10 protein-coding genes are annotated in these 17321 nt (G+C 72.2%); 2 read left to right on the top strand and 8 right to left on the bottom strand.

Going from position 1 to position 17321, the window contains the following annotated elements; all coding sequences use genetic code 11:
* Positions 1–35 precede the first annotated feature (35 nt).
* From ffh to ACFVS9_RS04985, 5 genes are all read right to left on the bottom strand, one after another.
* Positions 36–1583: a signal recognition particle protein gene (ffh, locus tag ACFVS9_RS05005; RefSeq protein WP_383118999.1), complete on the bottom strand. Its 1548-nt coding sequence runs from the start codon at positions 1581–1583 to the stop codon at positions 36–38.
* Between the two features lie 121 nt (positions 1584–1704).
* Entirely contained in the window at positions 1705–4155 is a 2451-nt protein-coding gene (locus tag ACFVS9_RS05000) for a [protein-PII] uridylyltransferase (protein WP_389930071.1), read from the bottom strand.
* Between the two features lie 32 nt (positions 4156–4187).
* A complete protein-coding gene (locus tag ACFVS9_RS04995; protein ID WP_033304048.1) occupies positions 4188–4526 on the bottom strand; it encodes a P-II family nitrogen regulator in 339 nt (112 codons plus the stop codon).
* The gene (locus ACFVS9_RS04990; RefSeq protein WP_389930068.1) at positions 4523–5878 is read right to left on the bottom strand and encodes an ammonium transporter; all 1356 of its coding nucleotides are present in this window, start codon (positions 5876–5878) and stop codon (positions 4523–4525) included. Before ACFVS9_RS04990 ends, ACFVS9_RS04995 begins: the two co-directional genes overlap by 4 nt.
* Before the next feature lie 339 nt (positions 5879–6217).
* Complete coding sequence (locus tag ACFVS9_RS04985; protein ID WP_383118569.1) at positions 6218–7693, bottom strand: hypothetical protein; 1476 nt, start codon at positions 7691–7693, stop codon at positions 6218–6220.
* 426 nt (positions 7694–8119) lie between these two features.
* On the opposite strand from ACFVS9_RS04985, the gene ACFVS9_RS04980 reads away from it, so the two are divergent.
* A complete protein-coding gene (locus ACFVS9_RS04980) occupies positions 8120–8767 on the top strand; it encodes a bifunctional DNA primase/polymerase (protein WP_383118570.1) in 648 nt (215 codons plus the stop codon).
* A 65-nt stretch (positions 8768–8832) separates the two neighbouring features.
* Here the strand turns inward: ACFVS9_RS04980 and ftsY are convergent, their stop codons facing one another.
* Positions 8833–10038 (bottom strand): signal recognition particle-docking protein FtsY, encoded by a 1206-nt coding sequence (gene ftsY, locus ACFVS9_RS04975; RefSeq protein WP_383118571.1) that lies wholly within the window; start codon positions 10036–10038, stop codon positions 8833–8835.
* Between the two features lie 110 nt (positions 10039–10148).
* On the opposite strand from ftsY, the gene ACFVS9_RS04970 reads away from it, so the two are divergent.
* Complete coding sequence (locus ACFVS9_RS04970) at positions 10149–11540, top strand: purine-cytosine permease family protein (protein ID WP_389930063.1); 1392 nt, start codon at positions 10149–10151, stop codon at positions 11538–11540.
* 99 nt (positions 11541–11639) lie between these two features.
* Here ACFVS9_RS04970 and ACFVS9_RS04965 read toward each other — a convergent pair whose 3' ends face one another.
* Both ACFVS9_RS04965 and ACFVS9_RS04960 read right to left on the bottom strand, forming a co-directional pair.
* A complete protein-coding gene (locus tag ACFVS9_RS04965; RefSeq protein ID WP_389930061.1) occupies positions 11640–13058 on the bottom strand; it encodes a sugar porter family MFS transporter in 1419 nt (472 codons plus the stop codon).
* Positions 13059–13290: 232 nt separating this feature from the next.
* Complete coding sequence (locus ACFVS9_RS04960) at positions 13291–17073, bottom strand: AAA family ATPase (protein WP_389930058.1); 3783 nt, start codon at positions 17071–17073, stop codon at positions 13291–13293.
* Between the last annotated feature and the right edge of the window lie 248 nt (positions 17074–17321).

Genomic DNA, 17321 nt, shown 5'->3' with positions numbered 1-17321 from the left:
GTGCGGGGCGCCCCTCCGTCCGTCCACCGGGCCGGTCAGCCCATGAACTTCTTGAACTCGTCGGGCAGTTCGAAGTTCTTGTCCTCCTGCGCGGGCAGGTTGAACGCGCCGCCCTGCGCCGCCTGCTCGCGGCGGGCGGCGGCAGCCTGCTCCTCGGCCTTGCGCTTCATCGGGTTACCGCTCTTGCGCTTGCCCTTGGCCTGCTTGACCTGCTTCTTCTGACGGCCGGGACCGCCGCCCATGCCCGGCATCCCCGGCATCCCGGGCATGCCGCCGCCCTGGGCCATCTTCGACATCATCTTGCGGGCCTCGAAGAAGCGCTCCACGAGGCTCTTCACCGCGGAGACCTCGACACCCGAGCCCTTGGCGATGCGGGCCCGGCGCGATCCGTTGATGATCGTGGGCTCGGCGCGTTCCTTCGGGGTCATCGACTTGATGATGGCGGCCGTGCGGTCCACGTCACGCTCGTCGATGTTGTTGATCTGGTCCTTGATCTGCCCCATGCCGGGCAGCATCCCGAGCAGCTTGGAGATGGAGCCCATCTTCCTGACCTGCTCCATCTGCGCCAGGAAGTCGTCGAGCGTGAAGTCCTTGCCCTTGCTCGACGCCAGCTTGGAGGCCATTTTGGAGGCCTCTTCCTGGCTGAAGGTCTTCTCCGCCTGCTCGATCAGGGTGAGCAGGTCACCCATGTCGAGGATGCGGGAGGCCATGCGGTCGGGGTGGAAGGCGTCGAAGTCCTCGAGCTTCTCACCGTTCGACGCGAACATGATCTGCTTGCCCGTGACATGGGCGATCGACAGGGCCGCACCGCCGCGGGCGTCGCCGTCGAGCTTGGAGAGCACCACGCCGTCGAAGCCGACGCCGTCGCGGAAGGCCTCGGCGGTGTTGACCGCGTCCTGGCCGATCATCGCGTCGACGACGAAGAGGATCTCGTCGGGGCTGACGGCGTCGCGGATGTCCGCGGCCTGCCGCATCAGCTCCTCGTCGATGCCGAGGCGGCCGGCGGTGTCGACGATGACGATGTCGTGGACCTTGGCCTTGGCGAACTCGATGGAGTCCTGGGCGACCTTGACCGGGTCGCCCACGCCGTTGCCCGGCTCCGGCGCGTACACCGCGACCCCCGCGCGGTCGGCGACGACGCTCAGCTGGTTGACGGCGTTGGGGCGCTGGAGGTCGCAGGCGACCAGCAGGGGGGAGTGCCCCTGGGCCTTGAGCCAGAGCCCGAGCTTTCCGGCCAGGGTGGTCTTACCGGCGCCCTGAAGACCCGCGAGCATGATCACGGTGGGCGGGTTCTTGGCGAACCGCAGCCGCCGGGTCTCGCCGCCGAGGATGCCGACGAGCTCCTCGTTGACGATCTTGACGACCTGCTGGGCGGGGTTCAGCGCCTGGGAGACCTCGACGCCGCGCGCCCGCTCCTTGACGTTGGCGATGAACGCGCGGACGACGGGGAGGGCGACATCGGCCTCGAGCAGGGCGATACGGATCTCGCGAGCCGTGGCGTCGATGTCCGCCTCGGACAAGCGGCCCTTGCCCCTGAGGTTTTTGAAAGTCGCGCTAAGGCGGTCGGAGAGAGTATCGAACACGGCGCTCGTCGGTCCTCAGGGTCGGGGGCGTGGCAGGTCAGTCGCCCTCCAGGGTATCCGGACCCCGGAGAACGCGGAGCCCTCGGCCGTTTCTCGTGACGAACGGGCCCGGGGCGGGGGGTCAGCGCAGCTCCTTCTCGACCTCCCCGGCCACCTCCGCGGCCCGCTCCGGAGCCAGTGGTTCGCCGTCGGCGTCCGTGACGTAGAAGGCGTCCACGGCGTTCGCCCCGAGCGTGGAGACATGGGCACTGCGCACCCGGACGGCGCTCTGTTCCAGCGCCCTGCCGATGCGGTGCAGCAGCCCGGGGGCGTCCTGGGCGCGGACCTCGATGACCGTGGCCAGGCGGGAGCCCGCGGCGGCGACGGTCACCCGGGGCGGCGGGGCCTTCACCCCGCGCCGCCGCGGGTAGGCGGCCTCGCGTTCGGCGAGCCTGGCCCGGATGTCCAGGGAGCCGTCCAGTGCGCGTACGAGGTCGGCGCGCAGCCGGGCGGCCTGCGGGAGCGATCCGTACTCGGCCGCGACCCGCCAGCTGAGGACCAGCAGTGCGGCCGCCTCGCCCAGCCCGGTGGGGAGTTCGACGGCGCGCAGGTCGGCGGCGCGCACGGTGAGGCGGTGCAGGGCGAGGACACCGGCCACCGCGGGCAGGACGCCCGGGCGGTCGGGCAGCGCGATGAGGAGTTCGACGCCGACCGGTTCGGGGCCGCCGTCCTCGGAGGCCGGTTCGGTGCGGGTGCGCAGGGACAGGACGGGCTCGCCGGTGCGCAGGGCCTCGACGGCGAGGCGTTCCTGCTCGGCGCTGGGGGCCAGCGGCTCCGGCGCGGGCGGTTCCTCGCCGGCCAGGAGGGCCGCGACCCGTTTGACGAGGTCGTCGACGAGGGAGGCCCGCCACGAGCTCCAGGCGGCGGGGCCGGTGGCCAGCGCGTCGGCCTCGGTGAGCGCGTGCAGGAGCTCCAGGGTGGAGGCGCTGCCCACGGCCGTGGCGACGGAACGGACGGTCGCGGGGTCGTCGAGGTCACGCCGGGTGGCGGTCTCGATGAGGAGCAGGTGGTGCCGTACGAGCGTGGCGACGACGCCGACGTCCTGCTTGTCGAAGCCGATGCGGGCGGCCATGTCCCGGGCGATGACCTCGCCCGCCACGGAGTGGTCCCCGGGCCAGCCCTTGCCGATGTCGTGGAGCAGGGCGGCGATCAGGAGGAGGTCGGGGCGTCCGACACGTCGGGTGAGGTGGGAGGCCCGGACGGCGGTCTCGACGAGGTGCCGGTCGACGGTCCAGGTGTGCACGGGGTTGCGCTGCGGGCGGCAGTGGACCCGCTCCCAGTCGGGCAGCAGGCGGGTGATGATGCCCTCCGCCTCCAGCGCCTCCCAGACGCCGACGGTCGCTTCACCGGCGCCGAGCAGGGTGACGAGTTCCTCGCGGGCCTCGGCGGGCCACGGCACGGGCAGCGTCCGGGCCGCGGTGCCCAGGTGGCGTACGAGGTGGCGGGAGAGCGGCAGGCCCGCCTCGGCCGCCGCCGCGGCGGCCCTGAGGGTGAGGAGGGGGTCGCGTTCGGGCCGGGCGGTGCGCGCGAGGGCGACCTCGCCGTCGGCCTCGACGACTCCCTCGGCGAGCGGGGTGCGCTCCGGCGCGGCCTTGGCGCCGCCGAGGAGCGTCCGCAGCCGGGGACGCGCGGAGCGGGCGCGCAGGACGCGGTTGACCTCGCGCCAGGTGACGTCGGTGGCGTACGAGACGGTGCGGGCGGCCTCGTAGACCTGGCGCAGCAGGGCGTCGGCGTCGAGGAGGCCGAGGGCCCCGGCGACCTGGTCCTGCTCCTGGAGGGCGAGCCGGTCGGTGGCACGGCCGGTGGTGAGGTGGAGGGCGTCGCGGGCGTCCAGGAGCGTACGGCGGGCCTCGGCGAGCCCTTCGCGGGGGGCGTCGGCGACCCAGGAGGCGGCGACCGCGCGCAGGGCGGTGGCGTCGCGGAGGCCGCCGCGGGCCTCCTTGAGGTCGGGTTCCAGGAGGAACTGGAGCTCGCCCATGCGGTCCGCCCGCTCGCGGCAGAGCTCGTCGAGCGCGGGGAGCCGCCGGGGGGCCTGGTTGCGCCAGTCGGCGAGGACGGCGGTCCGCAGGCCGGCGACGAGGCCGAGGTCCCCGGCCACCGGCCGGGCGTCGAGCAGTCCGAGCTGGACCTTGAGGTCCTCCCCCGCCGTCCTGCGCGCCTCGCCGGGGGTGCGTACGGAGTGGTCGAGGGCGAGGCCGAGGTCCCAGACGGGGTACCAGATCCGGTCCGCGAGCGTGGCGACGGCCGCGGCGTCGGCGGTGCCGTCGTGCAGGAGCAGCAGGTCGAGGTCGCTGCGCGGGGAGAGCTCGCCGCGCCCGTACCCGCCGACGGCGACGAGTGCGGCACCGCGGACGCCCGCGGCCCCGGTGGCCGCGGTGAACAGCCCGGTGAGCCAGTCGTCGGTGAGGCGGGCCAGCGCGGCACGGCGCGGCGGCCCGGACCGCGCCTCCTTCTGGAGGAGGCGCAGCCGGGCCGCCGCGTAGCCGCTGGGTCCCGAGTCCTCGGATTCGGTGGTCACTTCGGTGCTCGTCACCCGGCTGCCTTTCCGTTCACAGGGACCGTCGGTCAGAGTGCGTCCGGGCCGCGTTCGCCGGTCCGTACGCGGATCGCGGTGTCGACGGGGACGCTCCAGACCTTGCCGTCACCGATCTTGCCCGTGCGGGCGGCCTTGACGACCACGTCGATGAGCTGTTCGGCGTCCTCGTCCTCGACGAGGACCTCGATACGGATCTTCGGGACGAGGTCGACGGTGTACTCGGCACCGCGGTAGACCTCGGTGTGACCGCGCTGACGCCCGTAGCCGCTGGCTTCCGTGACCGTGAGGCCCTGGACGCCGAAGGCCTGGAGGGCCTCCTTGATCTCGTCCAGCCGGTGCGGCTTCACGACTGCGGTGATGAGCTTCATGCGTCCACCTTCTTGTTCGTCGTCGGGGCTGCCGTGGCGCCCGGCGCGGGGGCCGTGGTGCGGGGCGCCGAGCCGCCGCCGGCACCGCTGTAGTCGTACGCCGTCTCGGCGTGCTCGACCTGGTCGATGCCGGAGATCTCGTCGTCCTCGGGGACCCGCATGCCGATGGTCTTGTCAAGGACGAACGCCAGGGCCGCGGAGACGACCAGGGAGTAGGCGAGGACCGCGAGGACACCGACGGCCTGCTTGCCCAGCTGGTCGAGCCCGCCGCCGTAGAAGAGGCCCTTGGCGTCGGACTGCACGCCGCCGGTGGCGAAGAAGCCGACCAGGAGGGAGCCGAGGATACCGCCGACGAGGTGGACGCCGACGACGTCCAGGGAGTCGTCGTAGCCGAACCTGTACTTCAGGCCGACGGCCATGGCGCACAGGACACCGGCGATGACACCGATCGCGATGGCGCCGAGCGGGCTGACCGAACCACCCGCGGGGGTGATGGCGACGAGGCCGGCGACGGCGCCCGAGGCGGCACCGAGGGTGGTGAAGGAGCCGTGGCGGATCTTCTCGTAGGCGAGCCATCCGAGGACGGCGGCACCGGTGGCGACCTGCGTGTTGACGAACATGACGGCGCCGACGCCGTCGTCGTTGCCGAGCCAGGAGCCCGCGTTGAAGCCGAACCAGCCGAACCACAGGAGGGCCGCGCCGAGCATGACGAGCGGCAGGCTGTGCGGCCGCATCGGGTCCTTCTTGAAGCCGACCCGCTTGCCGATGACGAGGATCACGCCGAGGGCCGCCGCACCGGCGTTGATGTGGACCGCCGTACCGCCCGCGAAGTCGATGACGCCCAGCTCGTAGAGCCAGCCGCCGGCGCCCCAGACCCAGTGCGCGACCGGGAAGTAGACGACGGTCACCCACAGGGTGATGAACAGGGCCCAGGAGGTGAACTTGACCCGGTCGGCGAGGGCACCGCTGATCAGGGCGGGGGTGAGGATGGCGAACATCATCTGGAAGACCGCGAAGACGTACACCGGGATGGTGTAGCCGTCCCAGAGCTCGGTGACGCCGATCCCGCTGAGGCCGACGAAGTCCGAGCTCCAGCCGATGACGGATCCGATGTCCGAGCCGAAGGCGAGGCTGAATCCGTAGAGCACCCACAGGACCGTGACGATCCCGAGGCTGATGAAGCTCATCATCAGCATGTTCAGGGTGCTCTTGACGCGGACCATGCCTCCGTAGAAGAAGGCCAGACCCGGGGTCATGAGCATCACCAGCGCGGAGCAGATGAGCATGAACCCTGTGTTGGCGGCAGACAGCTGCGGGGCGTCTGCGGCAAGCGTCGTGATGCCTGGGGGCATCGGCGTCTCCTCGTCGTCGGTGCGGCCACGTGCGGGGGTGCGGGACCACGGTGAAAAGGTGCGGGCCGGTTATGCGCCATGAGATTCGCGCAGCGCGGTTTCCACGAATGCCGCACGATGTTTCACCGCAGTGACGAAGGAGCCACGCGTGTTACGTCCCAATGAACCGGGAGTGTCCGATCCGGTGCCCTGCCTACCATGCCGGTCGCGCCGCATACGGTGCGGCGGGAGCGCCCGCAGACGTGAACCGGCCACGACGGCGGCCCGCTGACCTGGCGAGGGGGGAGCCGGGTCGGGTGGTGGGGGCGGCCGTCGTGGCCGGTGGTCCGGAAACCGCCGTCAGACCGCTTCGGCGGTCTCCGGGAGCTGCTCGTGGAGCAGCTCGGTGAGCCGGGCGACCTCGGGAACGTCCCCGAAGTCCCTGGCTGCGGTGTCGACGGTCTTGCGGAGCCTGGTGTTCACCCGCTCCGACCTGACCTTCCTGGCGATCCTCAGGGCGGCGGCGGCGGGCACGGTGGAGGCCTCGGGCTCGCGCTTGAGGAGGTGCACGGTGGCCATGCCGATCAGGTTGAGCGCGTAGGACCTCTGGTGCTCGTCGTCCTCGCCGAAGAGCTCGACGGCGCGGGCCATGACGGGCTCGGCGAGCGAGGCGTAGGTGGGGCTGCGGCCCGCGACATAGGCGAGGTCACGGTAGGAGTGGGAGTTCTCCCCGTGCAGTTCGGCCTCGGAGAAGAAGCGGATCCAGTCGGGATCGGGCTCGGCGTCGAGGGCGGCGTCGGCGAAGGTGTCCTCGGCCATCCGGACCGCTCGTTTGCACTTGCTGGGCTGGCCCATGTTGGCGTAGGCGCGGGCCTCCATCGCATACAGCATCGCCTGGGTCCGCGCGGTGGCGCAGTCGCGGCTGCCGTACTGGGCGAGGTGGACGAGTTCGAGCGCGTCGTCGGGCCGTCCGAGGTGGATCATCTGACGGCTCATGCTGGAGAGGATGTACGAGCCCAGGGGCTTGTCGCCGGCCTCCTTGGAGGCGTGCAGGGCGAGCACGAAGTACTTCTGGGCGGTGGGCTGGAGGCCGACGTCGTAGCTCATCCAGCCGGCGAGCTCCGCCAGTTCGGCCGCGCAGCGGAACAGGCGCCGGGAGGTGGCCTGGGGCTGCGGCTCCTGGAGCAGGTCGGTGACCTCGTGGAGCTGGCCGACGACGGCCTTGCGGCGCAGCCCGCCGCCGCACTGGGCGTCCCACTGGCGGAACATCGCCGTGGTGGACTCCAGGAGGTCCAGCTCAGGACCGGAGAGGCGCGAGGGGCGGCTCTCCGCGGTCGGCAGCTCGGCCTCCGGCTGCCCGGGGCGGGTGACGGGCACCAGCCAGCGCTGCATGGGTTCGATGAGGGTGGGGCCGGCGGCCAGGGCGAGGGAGCTGCCGAGGAAGCCGCGCCGGGCGAGCATGAGGTCGCTGCGGGAGAACTCGCTGAGCAGCGCGACGGTCTGCGGGCCCGCCCAGGGCAGGTCCACCCCCGCCACCGAGGGCGCCTGGTGGGCGGCGCGCAGTCCGAGGTCCTCGACGGAGACGACGGCGCCGAAGCGCTCGGAGAAGAGCTCGGAGAGGATGCGCGGGATGGGTTCGCGCGGCTGTTCGCCGTCCAGCCAGCGGCGTACCCGGGAGGTGTCGGTACTGATGTGGTGGGCACCGAGCTGGCGGGCCCGCCGGTTCACCTGGCGGGCGAGCTCGCCCTTGGACCAGCCGCTGCGCACGAACCACGATCCCAGTTGCCCGTTGGGGCGCTTTCCGGCATTCGTCCCGCCTGCGCCGCTGCCACTCACTGGAACGTCCCCCATCCCCGCCGAAAACCTGTCGCGCGAACCTCTATCAGAATGCCGCGCCTCGGCGCTGTCCGTACGGGCGTCGGACACCGTCGAACAGCTCGGCGGAATGCCCGCGGCATACTCAACTGCACATGCAATTGCAGGTTCGAGTACCCACGGTAATCCTACGATCACCGCTCCGGCGAGGGACGTTGCGGAAACGCCACCATTCGCCACCCCTTCGGATGAACCTGTTCGACACAGGTCGCGATTCACTTGACAGGTCGCGATCAGCAGCGAGCGGAATGAAGCATTCAGGGGCGCGCGGTCTGCGCTGCGCACCCCTGCCGTGCCACTCCCGCGCGCCGGAGGATCCGCGGGAGCGGAGGACCTCGGGGGACTCCGGGTCGTAACCACCGGTGAGTCGGACCCGTTGGAGGGGGCATGGGCTTCACGATCGGCGGCATCCGGGAGATGCGGTCCGGCGCACGGCGGCGCGGCCGTGCGGCCGGGGCGACCGCGGTGGCGGAATACACAGGACTCTGGGGCTGGGCCGTGGCTCCGGGCGCGCGCGCCTCGGCGGGCGTCTGCTCGTGCGGCGACACCGCCTGCGCCGCCCCCGGCGCGCATCCCCTGGGCTTCGCCCGCGAGGTGCCGCCGGGCGCCACCCTGCGCACGGCGGCGGACGCCTGGGCCGAGGTGCCGGGCGCCTCGATGCTGCTCCCGGTGGGCCGGACCTTCGACGTCCTCGACGTCGCCGAGGCCGCGGGACGGCGCGCCCTGGTGCGGATGGAGCGGATGGGGCTGCCGCTGGGACCGGTGGCGCTGACGCCGGCCGGCCGTACACAGTTCTTCGTCGCCCCCGGCGCCGCGGTGGGACTGCCCGGGCTGCTCTACCGGATGGGCTGGGACGACGCGGACCTGGACCTGCGGGCCCTGGGGTGCGGCGCCTACGTCACCGCTCCCCCGTCGGATCTCGGCGGGCTCGGTCCGGTGCGCTGGCTGCGTCCGCCGGAGCCGGAGACCGCCGCCGCTCCCCCGCAGGCCCGGCTGCTGCTGGGCACGCTCGCCTACATATGCCACCGGTGGTGAACGCCGAAGGGCGGTGAACCCCTCCCGGGTCCACCGCCCTTCGCGCGTGTGCGGCGCCGCGCCGTTCAGTCGCCGATGAGCGCGTCGACGAAGGCGCCCGGCTCGAACGGGGCGAGGTCGTCCGGCCCCTCGCCGAGGCCGATCAGCTTCACCGGCACGCCCAGCTCGCGCTGGACGGCGATGACGATGCCGCCCTTGGCGGTGCCGTCCAGCTTGGTGAGGACGATGCCGGTGATGTCGACGACCTCGGCGAAGACCCGCGCCTGGACCAGGCCGTTCTGCCCGGTCGTGGCGTCGAGGACGAGCAGGATCTCGTCCAGCGGCCCGTGCTTCTCGACGACCCGCTTGACCTTGCCGAGCTCGTCCATCAGGCCGGTCTTCGTGTGCAGCCGGCCGGCGGTGTCGACGAGCACCACGTCGGCGCCCTCGGCGATGCCCTCCTTCACCGCGTCGAAGGCGATCGAAGCCGGGTCGCCGCCCTCGGGGCCGCGCACCGTACGGGCGCCCACGCGGTCGCCCCAGGTCTGGAGCTGGTCGGCGGCGGCGGCGCGGAAGGTGTCCGCGGCGCCCAGCACCACGCTGCGGCCGTCGGCGACGAGCACCCGGGCGAGCTTGCCCGTCGTGGTCGTCTTGCCGGTGCCGTTGACCCCGACGACCATCACCACGCCGGGGGTCGAGTCACCGCCCTCCGTCCTGACCGTCCGGTCAAGGTCGGGGCCGAGCAGGGTGACGAGCTCCTCGCGCAGCAGGGTGCGCAGCTCGTCGGGCGTACGGGTACCGAGGACGCGGACCCGCTCACGGAGCCGCTCCACCAGCTCCTGGGTGGGGGCGACGCCGACGTCGGCGGTGAGGAGGGTCTCCTCGATCTCCTCCCAGGTGTCCTCGTCGAGGTTGTCGCGGGACAGGAGCGAGAGCAGGCCCTTGCCCAGGGAGTTCTGCGAACGGGCGAGCCGGGCGCGGAGCCGCACCAGGCGGCCGGCGGTGGGCTCGGGGACTTCGAGCTCGGGGGCCTCCGGCTCGACGGTGGCGGGGGTTTCCTCGACGGGCGTCCCCGCGCCGGGGAGACCGACCTCCTCGATGGTGCGCCGCGCTTCGTCGCGCGGCGTCTCGGCTTCCTCGCCGACGCGGGGCTCGGCGGGAGGAGTGATGGTCGGCGTGCTCGACGGCGCCGAGGGCGGCAGCTGCTTCTTCTTGCGGCTGCTGACCACGAGCCCGCTGATCAGGCCGACCGCGACCAGGGCGATGACTACAGCAAGGATGACGATTTCCATAACGCGTCCAGTATCGGCCACGGCCGTGGTCCGGCGCGGTTCCGGAGGCGGGCGGGTACGGACGACGGGGGCGGTATGCCACGTTTGGGGGTAAAGGTACGCTGCTGCCCGTGGAGAACCGCGGCCTGGATCCCGTCCCCGATCACGAGCGCACCGGCCGGGTCCGGTCCCTCTTCCCCACCTGGGTGACGGCCAACATGACCGTGCTGCTGCTCACCCTCGGCGCGGGGCTCACCGTCTTCAACCGGCTGAATCTCTGGCAGGTCCTGGCCGTGGCCGTCACGGCGCCCGTGCTCTCCTTCGGGCTGGTCGGCCTCGTGTCCGTCGCCGGCAAGCGGGGCGGGGCGCCCGGCATGGCGCTGTCGCGGGCGGTTTTCGGACAGCGCGGCAATCTCTTCCCCGGTGCGCTGCTGTGGGTGGTGCGCTGGGGTTGGGAGACCGTGAACGCGGTCACGGGCTCCTACGCCCTGCTGGCCGTCCTCGGTCTGGTCTCCGGTGTCCGGCGCACCTCCGCCCTGATCCTGGTGACCCTGGCGGCCTTCGTCGCCGCGAGCTTCCTCGTGTCGGGGCTCGGGATCAGGGCGCTGCGCGTGTGCTCCCGGGCCTCGGTATGGCTCTTCGGGTGCGCGAGCGTCCTCGTCCTCGTCCATCTGGCCGGGTCGACCCCGTGGCGGACGGTCCTGGACCGGCCTCCGGGCCCGGCGGAGTTGATGATCGCGGGGGTGGGGACGCTGGCGGCCGGGGGGATCAGCTGGGTTCCCTCGGCGCCGGACTTCGCCCGCTACCTGCCGCGCTCCGCCTCCGGCCGGGCGATGGTGGGGGTGACCGTGGGCGGGGCGCTCGTCACCGTGGTCCCGATGGTGCTGATGGGCGCGGTGATGGCGGTGGGCGCACCGCGTCTGGCCGTCACGAAGGACCCCGTGGCGTTCATCGGCGAACTGCTTCCGACGTGGATCTCGGTGCCGTACCTGATGACCGCCGTCATCGGCATGGTGCTGATCAACGCGATGTCGATGTACTCCGCGGGCTTCACCGCCCAGACGCTCGGGTTCGCGGTCCCGCGCACCTGGGCCGTGGGGGTCAACGCGGCCATCAGCCTGCTGCTCGGCGGCACCCTGATGCTGGTGGCGACGGACTTCCTCGGCACCTTCCTGTCGTTCCTGACCCTGCTGGGCGTGACGTTCTCCGCCTGGATCGGGGTCTTCGGCGTGGACCTGCTGCGCGGGCGGACGTACGACGCGGTGGCCCTCATGGACACCGCTCCCGGCAGCGGCTACTGGTACACCGCCGGCTTCAGCCCGCAGGCCATGGGCGCCTGGAGCGCGGCGCTGGTGACGGGGCTGCTGTTCACCGGCGTGGAGTGGTTCAGCGGCCCGCTCGCCACGTCCTGGATCGGGCGCAACGGGCTGGGCTGGGCGGCCACGGCCCTCGTCGCGTCGGGGGTGTACGCGGTGCTGCCCCGTCCGGTGGCCGGTACGGACGGCGTCCCCGCCGGGTCCTGACCCGGCGTCGGGGCGGGGCGGGGGAACGGCCGGACGGACCGCCGCCCCGGTGCGGCAGGGGCCGGACCGGGGCGGCGGGTCGGGAAGGGGGCGGCGGGGTCAGCCCATCTCCTCCAGCGCCTTGCCCTTGGTCTCCTTGACGAACCTGAGCACGAAGGGGATCGAGAGCGTGGCGAAGCAGGCGTAGATGATGTATGTGCCCGACAGGTTCCAGTCGGCCAGGCTCGGGAAGCTCGCGGTGATCGCCCAGTTGGCGATCCACTGCGCGGAGGCGGCGACACCGAGGGCCGCGGCCCGGATGCGGTTCGGGAACATCTCGCCGAGGAAGACCCAGACCACGACACCCCAGGAGAGCGCGAAGAAGAGCACGAAGACGTGGGCCGCGACCAGGGCGACGGTGCCCTCGGTGGTCGGCAGTTTCCCGTCCACGAGCTTCGCCGAGAAGGCCCAGGCCTCGAAGGCCAGGGCGACGGCCATACCCGTGGATCCGACGAGTGCGAGCGGCTTACGGCCGACCCGGTCCACCAGGATCATGGCGATCACGGTGCCGATGATGTTCACGATCGACGTGGTGAACGAGTAGAAGAACGACGCGGTCGGGTCGATGCCGACGGACTGCCACAGCGTCGCCGAGTAGTAGAACGCGACGTTGATGCCGACGAGCTGCTGGAAGACCGACAGGCCGATACCGATCCAGACGATCGGCAGGAAGCCGAAGCGGCTCCCGAGCAGGTCGCTGAACTTGGACTTGTGCTCGCGGCGCATGGCCGTCTCGATCTCGTCGACGCGTGCGTCGAGGTCGATGTGCTCACCCTCGACCTCCGCGAGGATCTTCCGCGCGCGCTCCCTCTTGCCGACGGAGAGCAGGAAGCGCGGCGACTCGGGGATCGCGAAGGACAGCAGTCCGTAGAGGATGGCGGGCACGACCATCACCCCGAGCATCCACTGCCAGGCCTCCAGGCCGGCGATCTTGCCGCGCTGGTCCCCGTCGGCGATCTGCAGGATGCCGTAGTTGACCAGCTGCGAGATGGCGATGCCGATGACGATGGCGGCCTGCTGGAAGGAGCCGAGCCGGCCGCGGTAGGCGGGCGGCGAGACCTCGGCGATGTACGCCGGGCCGATCACCGAGGCCATGCCGATCGCGAAGCCGCCGATGATCCGCCACATGGCGAGGTCCCAGAGGGCGAACGGCAGCGCGGATCCGACGGCGCTGATGGTGAAGAGCGCCGAGGCGATCTGCATGCAGCGGATACGGCCGATCCGGTCGGCGATGCGCCCCGCCGTGGCCGCCCCGATGGCACAGCCGATGAGCGCGATGGCGATGACCTGTGCGAGCGTCCCCGACCCGATGTCGTAGCGGCTGCGGATGGCCTCGACGGCACCGTTGATCACGGAGCTGTCGTAGCCGAAGAGGAAACCGCCCATCGCCGCGGCTGCCGTGATGAAGATGACATGGCCGAGATGGTCCGGGTGGGCCGCCCGGGCTCCGGACTCCGGTCCGTTCGCTGTGCTGGTCACATGAACTCCTGGTACCTGGCCACGACGTCAGGTGTGGGGGATGAGCCCTCCTAGTGGCGCACAACTTCCGACCGACCACCACTTGAAGACACAAACAACCTCACCGAGGCCAGGCATTCAAGTTTCGAAGTCGCGACGGACGTTCAGCCGAAGGGGCTCCTCACGCGTACCCGGGAACATCCAGGAGGCACATTGAAGTGTTGAAGATTAGGTAAAAGCCTGTGACGGCCCATCAGCCACTGCCCCCACCTGTTCGGCGGAGCCGCTGGCTGATCACCTTCGAGACCCCGTCCCCCTGCATCGAGACGCCGTACAGCGCGTCGGCGACCTCCATCGTCCGCTTCTGGTGCGTGATGACGATGAGCTGGGAGCTCTCCTGGAGCTCCTCCATGATCCGGATCAGACGCTGAAGGTTGGTGTCGTCGAGCGCCGCCTCGACCTCGTCCATGACGTAGAACGGGCTCGGCCTGGCCTTGAAGATGGAGACCAGGAGGGCAACGGCCGTAAGGGACCGCTCGCCGCCGGACAGCAGCGAGAGCCGCTTGACCTTCTTGCCCGGCGGCCTCGCCTCGACGTCGAGACCGGTCGTCAGCATGTTGTCCGGGTCGGTGAGGACGAGACGGCCCTCCCCGCCCGGGAAGAGCCGGGAGAACACCCCCTCGAACTCGCGGGCGGTGTCCCGGAACGCCTCCGTGAACACCTGCTCGACCCGCTCGTCGACCTCCTTGACCACCTGCATCAGGTCCGCCCGGGTCTTCTTCAGGTCCTCGAGCTGCTCGGAGAGGAACTTGTGCCGTTCCTCCAGCGCCGAGAACTCCTCCAGGGCGAGCGGATTCACCTTCCCGAGTTGCTGATACGCCCGTTCGGCCGCCTTCAGCCGCTGCTCCTGCTCGGCCCTGACGAACGGCTTCGGCCGGTTGCGCGGGTCCTCCGGATCGGCCGGGAGTTCCTCGCCCTCCGCCGCGGGGGACGGCGGCACGGGCTGCTCCGGGCCGTACTCGGCGGCGAGCCCGGCCGGCTCGACGCCGAACTCCTCCAGCGCCCTGGCCTCCACCTGCTCCATGCGCATCCGCTTCTCGGCCCCGAGCACCTCACCGCGGTGCACCGAGTCGGTGAGCCGGTCGAGCTCCCCCTTGAGGTCGCGCCCCCGGCCGCGTTCGGCCGCGAGATCCCGCTCGCGCTCGGCCTTCGCCGCCTCGGCCCTGGTCCGTTCCTCCTCCGCCCGTACGACCGAGACCTCGACGTGGGCGAGCAGTTGCCGGGCGCCCGCCGCCACGGCCGCCGCCACGGCCGCCTCGTGGCGCAGCCGGGCGCGGCGCTGTTCGGCGCGGGCGCGCGCCTCGCGCTCGGCGCGGGCCCCTCGGTCGAGGGCGTCGGCCCGCCCGGCGAGCGCCTTGACGCGTTCCTCGTGGGTACGGGCCTGGAGGCGCGCCTCCATCTCGGTCTGCCGGGCGTTGGCACCGTCGGCGGCGAGCCGGTCCCGTACGGAGGTGTCCGGCTCGTCATCGACCGGGGTCTCCTCGGCGACGAGCAGCCGCTCCGCCAGTTCCTCGGCCTCCTCGGTCGCCCGCTCCAGCGCCTCCTGGGCCCGGGCCGCGGACGCGGTCATCCGCTCGGCCTCACCGGCGGCGCCCCGCGCCTGCCCGGCCAGCCGCCCGAGCTGCTGCGCCACCCCGGACTTCTCCCGCTCGGCGGCCCGGCGCCGCTCCCCCAGTTCCTCCACTCGGGCCGCGGCCTCGCCGCGCCGCGCGGTGGCGGCGCGCTGGGCCGAGGCGAGTTCCTCGCAGCGCACGACGAGTTCGGCCAGTTCGGCGGCGGCCTCGTCCACTGACGCCTGGACCTCCAGGAGGCTGGGCGCCCCGGCCGATCCGCCATGGGCGAAGTGGGCTCCCAGGACATCGCCCTCGGCGGTGACGGCGGTCAGCCCCGGATGGGCGGCCACCAGTTCCTCGGCGTCCTCCAGGGTGCCGACGACGACCATGTCGCGCAGCAGCCGCCGTACGGCCGCCATCAGGTCGGCGGGCCCCCGCAGGAGCCCCGCGACGGCGGGCGCGGCGCATTCCTCGCCTCCGGCGGCGACCGTGGCGGCGGGTCCGGTGCCGGCGGCGGTCGCGGTCGCTGCCGGGCCCTGCCCCCTCGCGGTGGCGCCGGAACCGGGAACGCCCGGAGCCGGCCCGGTGGCCGGGGCCGCCGGGCCGTGGCCCGCTCCCGACGCCTGCCCCGGCACCTGGCCGGGCGGGCCGCCGGCGGGCCCCGGCGGCTGTTCCGTGGCCTGCGCGGGCACCTGTCCGGCTCCCGCTCCGCCCAGGAGCAGTGCCGCGCGTCCCGCGTCCTGCTTGCGCAGCAGGCGGATCGCGTCCGCCGCCGTCGCCGCACCGGTGACCGCGACGGCGTCGGCCGCCGCGCCCAGTGCGGCGGCCACCGGGACCTCGTACCCCGGGGCCACGGTGAGCAGCTCCGCGACGGGCCCGAGCAGGCCGGAGAGCCGGTCCCCGGCGTCGAGCAGCGCCCCGGTGCCGTCCTTGCGCCGCAGTCCGAGCGACAGGGCCTCGTGCCGGGCGGAGACGGCCGCGCGGCTGCGTTCCGCCACGGTCAGCGCCTCCCGCGCCGTGCCGAGGTCCGTCTCCGCGCCGCCGAGCTCCCGCCCGGCGGCCTCGTGCCGCTCCGTGAGCTCCGCGTCGTCCGCGTCCAGGCCCTCTACCTCGGTCTTGAGCTGCTCGTACTCCTCCTGGGCCGCGGCCGCACGTTCCCGGGCCTCGTCTCGGGAGGCGGCCAGCCGGTCGATCTCGGCCTGGGCCGAACCCGCCCGGCTGCGGGCCGCGTTGACCTGGCCGTTGAGCCGGGCCAGCCCCTCGCGGCGGTCCGCGATGGCCCGGGCCGCGTCCCGGAGCCTGCGTTCCTCGGCGGCCAGCTCCCGCTCCAGGTCGGCCCGGTGCGCGGTGGTGTCCTCCAAGGCGTGCTCCGCCGCTTCGAGGGCCGCCGTCAGCTCCGCCTCCTGCTCGCGGATCCGGGCGGCCTCACGCTCCATGTCCTCCGGGTCCCGCCCGCGCCGCTCCTCCTCCGGCGCCGCGGTGGCGCTCTTCACCCGCGCGTCGGCGAGCGAGACGGTGCCGCGTACGCGTTCGGCGAGCTGGGAGAGTTCGTACCAGCTCTGCTGCGCCCGCTGGAGCCGCGGGGCCAGCCTGCGCACCTCGGCCTCCAGGTCCGCCTCGCGGGCGAGCGCCGCCTTGAGCTCGGCCTCCGTGGCCTCCCTGCGGTGCTTCAGGGCGGCCTCGTCGGCGATCTCGCCGCGCAGGGCCTCGCGCAGGCGCACCAGGTCGTCGGCGAGGAGCCTCAGCCGGGCGTCCCTCAGGTCCGCCTGGATGACCGCGGCCCGGCGGGCCACGGCGGCCTGGCGGCCCAGCGGCTTGAGCTGGCGGCGCAGTTCGTCGGTGAGGTCCTGGACCCGGGCGAGGTTCGCGCCCATCGCCTCCAGCTTCCGCAGCGCCTTCTCCTTGCGCTTGCGGTGCTTGAGCACGCCGGCCGCTTCCTCGATGAAGGCGCGGCGCCCCGTCGGGTCGGCGTGCAGGACGGAGTCCAGCCGGCCCTGTCCGACGATGACGTGCATCTCGCGGCCGATACCGGAATCCGAGAGGAGTTCCTGGATGTCGAGAAGCCGGCAGGTTTCCCCATTGATCTGATATTCGCTGCCGCCGTTGCGGAACATGATCCGGGTGATCGTCACCTCGGCGTACTCGATGGGCAGTGCACCATCGGAATTGTCGATGGTCAGCGACACTTCCGCGCGGCCCAGCGGCGGTCTTCCCGTGGTGCCGGCGAAGATCACGTCCTCCATCTTGCCGCCGCGCAGGGATTTGGCTCCCTGCTCGCCCATGACCCAGGAGAGCGCGTCCACCACATTCGATTTACCCGAACCGTTGGGACCGACGACACAGGTGATCCCCGGTTCGAACCGCAGGGTGGTGGCGGAGGCGAACGATTTGAAACCGCGGAGGGTCAGGGCCTTGAGGTGCACGCCGCCGGACTCTACCTTTCACTCCCGGTTTCACCGATGAAGGTGCAGGGCACATCAGACGGTAGACGAAGAGCGATAGGGCGGGGACGGTCCGGGGGGAAAGAAAGAAGGGACGCCGGAGCGTCCCTGGTGAATCCTGCACGGTGTCGCTGTGCAGTCATGCGGGCACAGCCTTGCGCTTCGGATCGTGGCCGGAGCGGATCACGAGCGATCCTCGGTGTCCGGGACGACGATCCGTGACGAAGACT

The organism is Streptomyces sp. NPDC058008, from assembly GCF_042886395.1.
In the GTDB taxonomy this organism is placed as follows: Bacteria; Actinomycetota; Actinomycetes; order Streptomycetales; family Streptomycetaceae; genus Streptomyces.
Note: the sequence above shows the minus strand (reverse complement) of the source record. Positions and strands in the feature narration are given on the sequence as shown.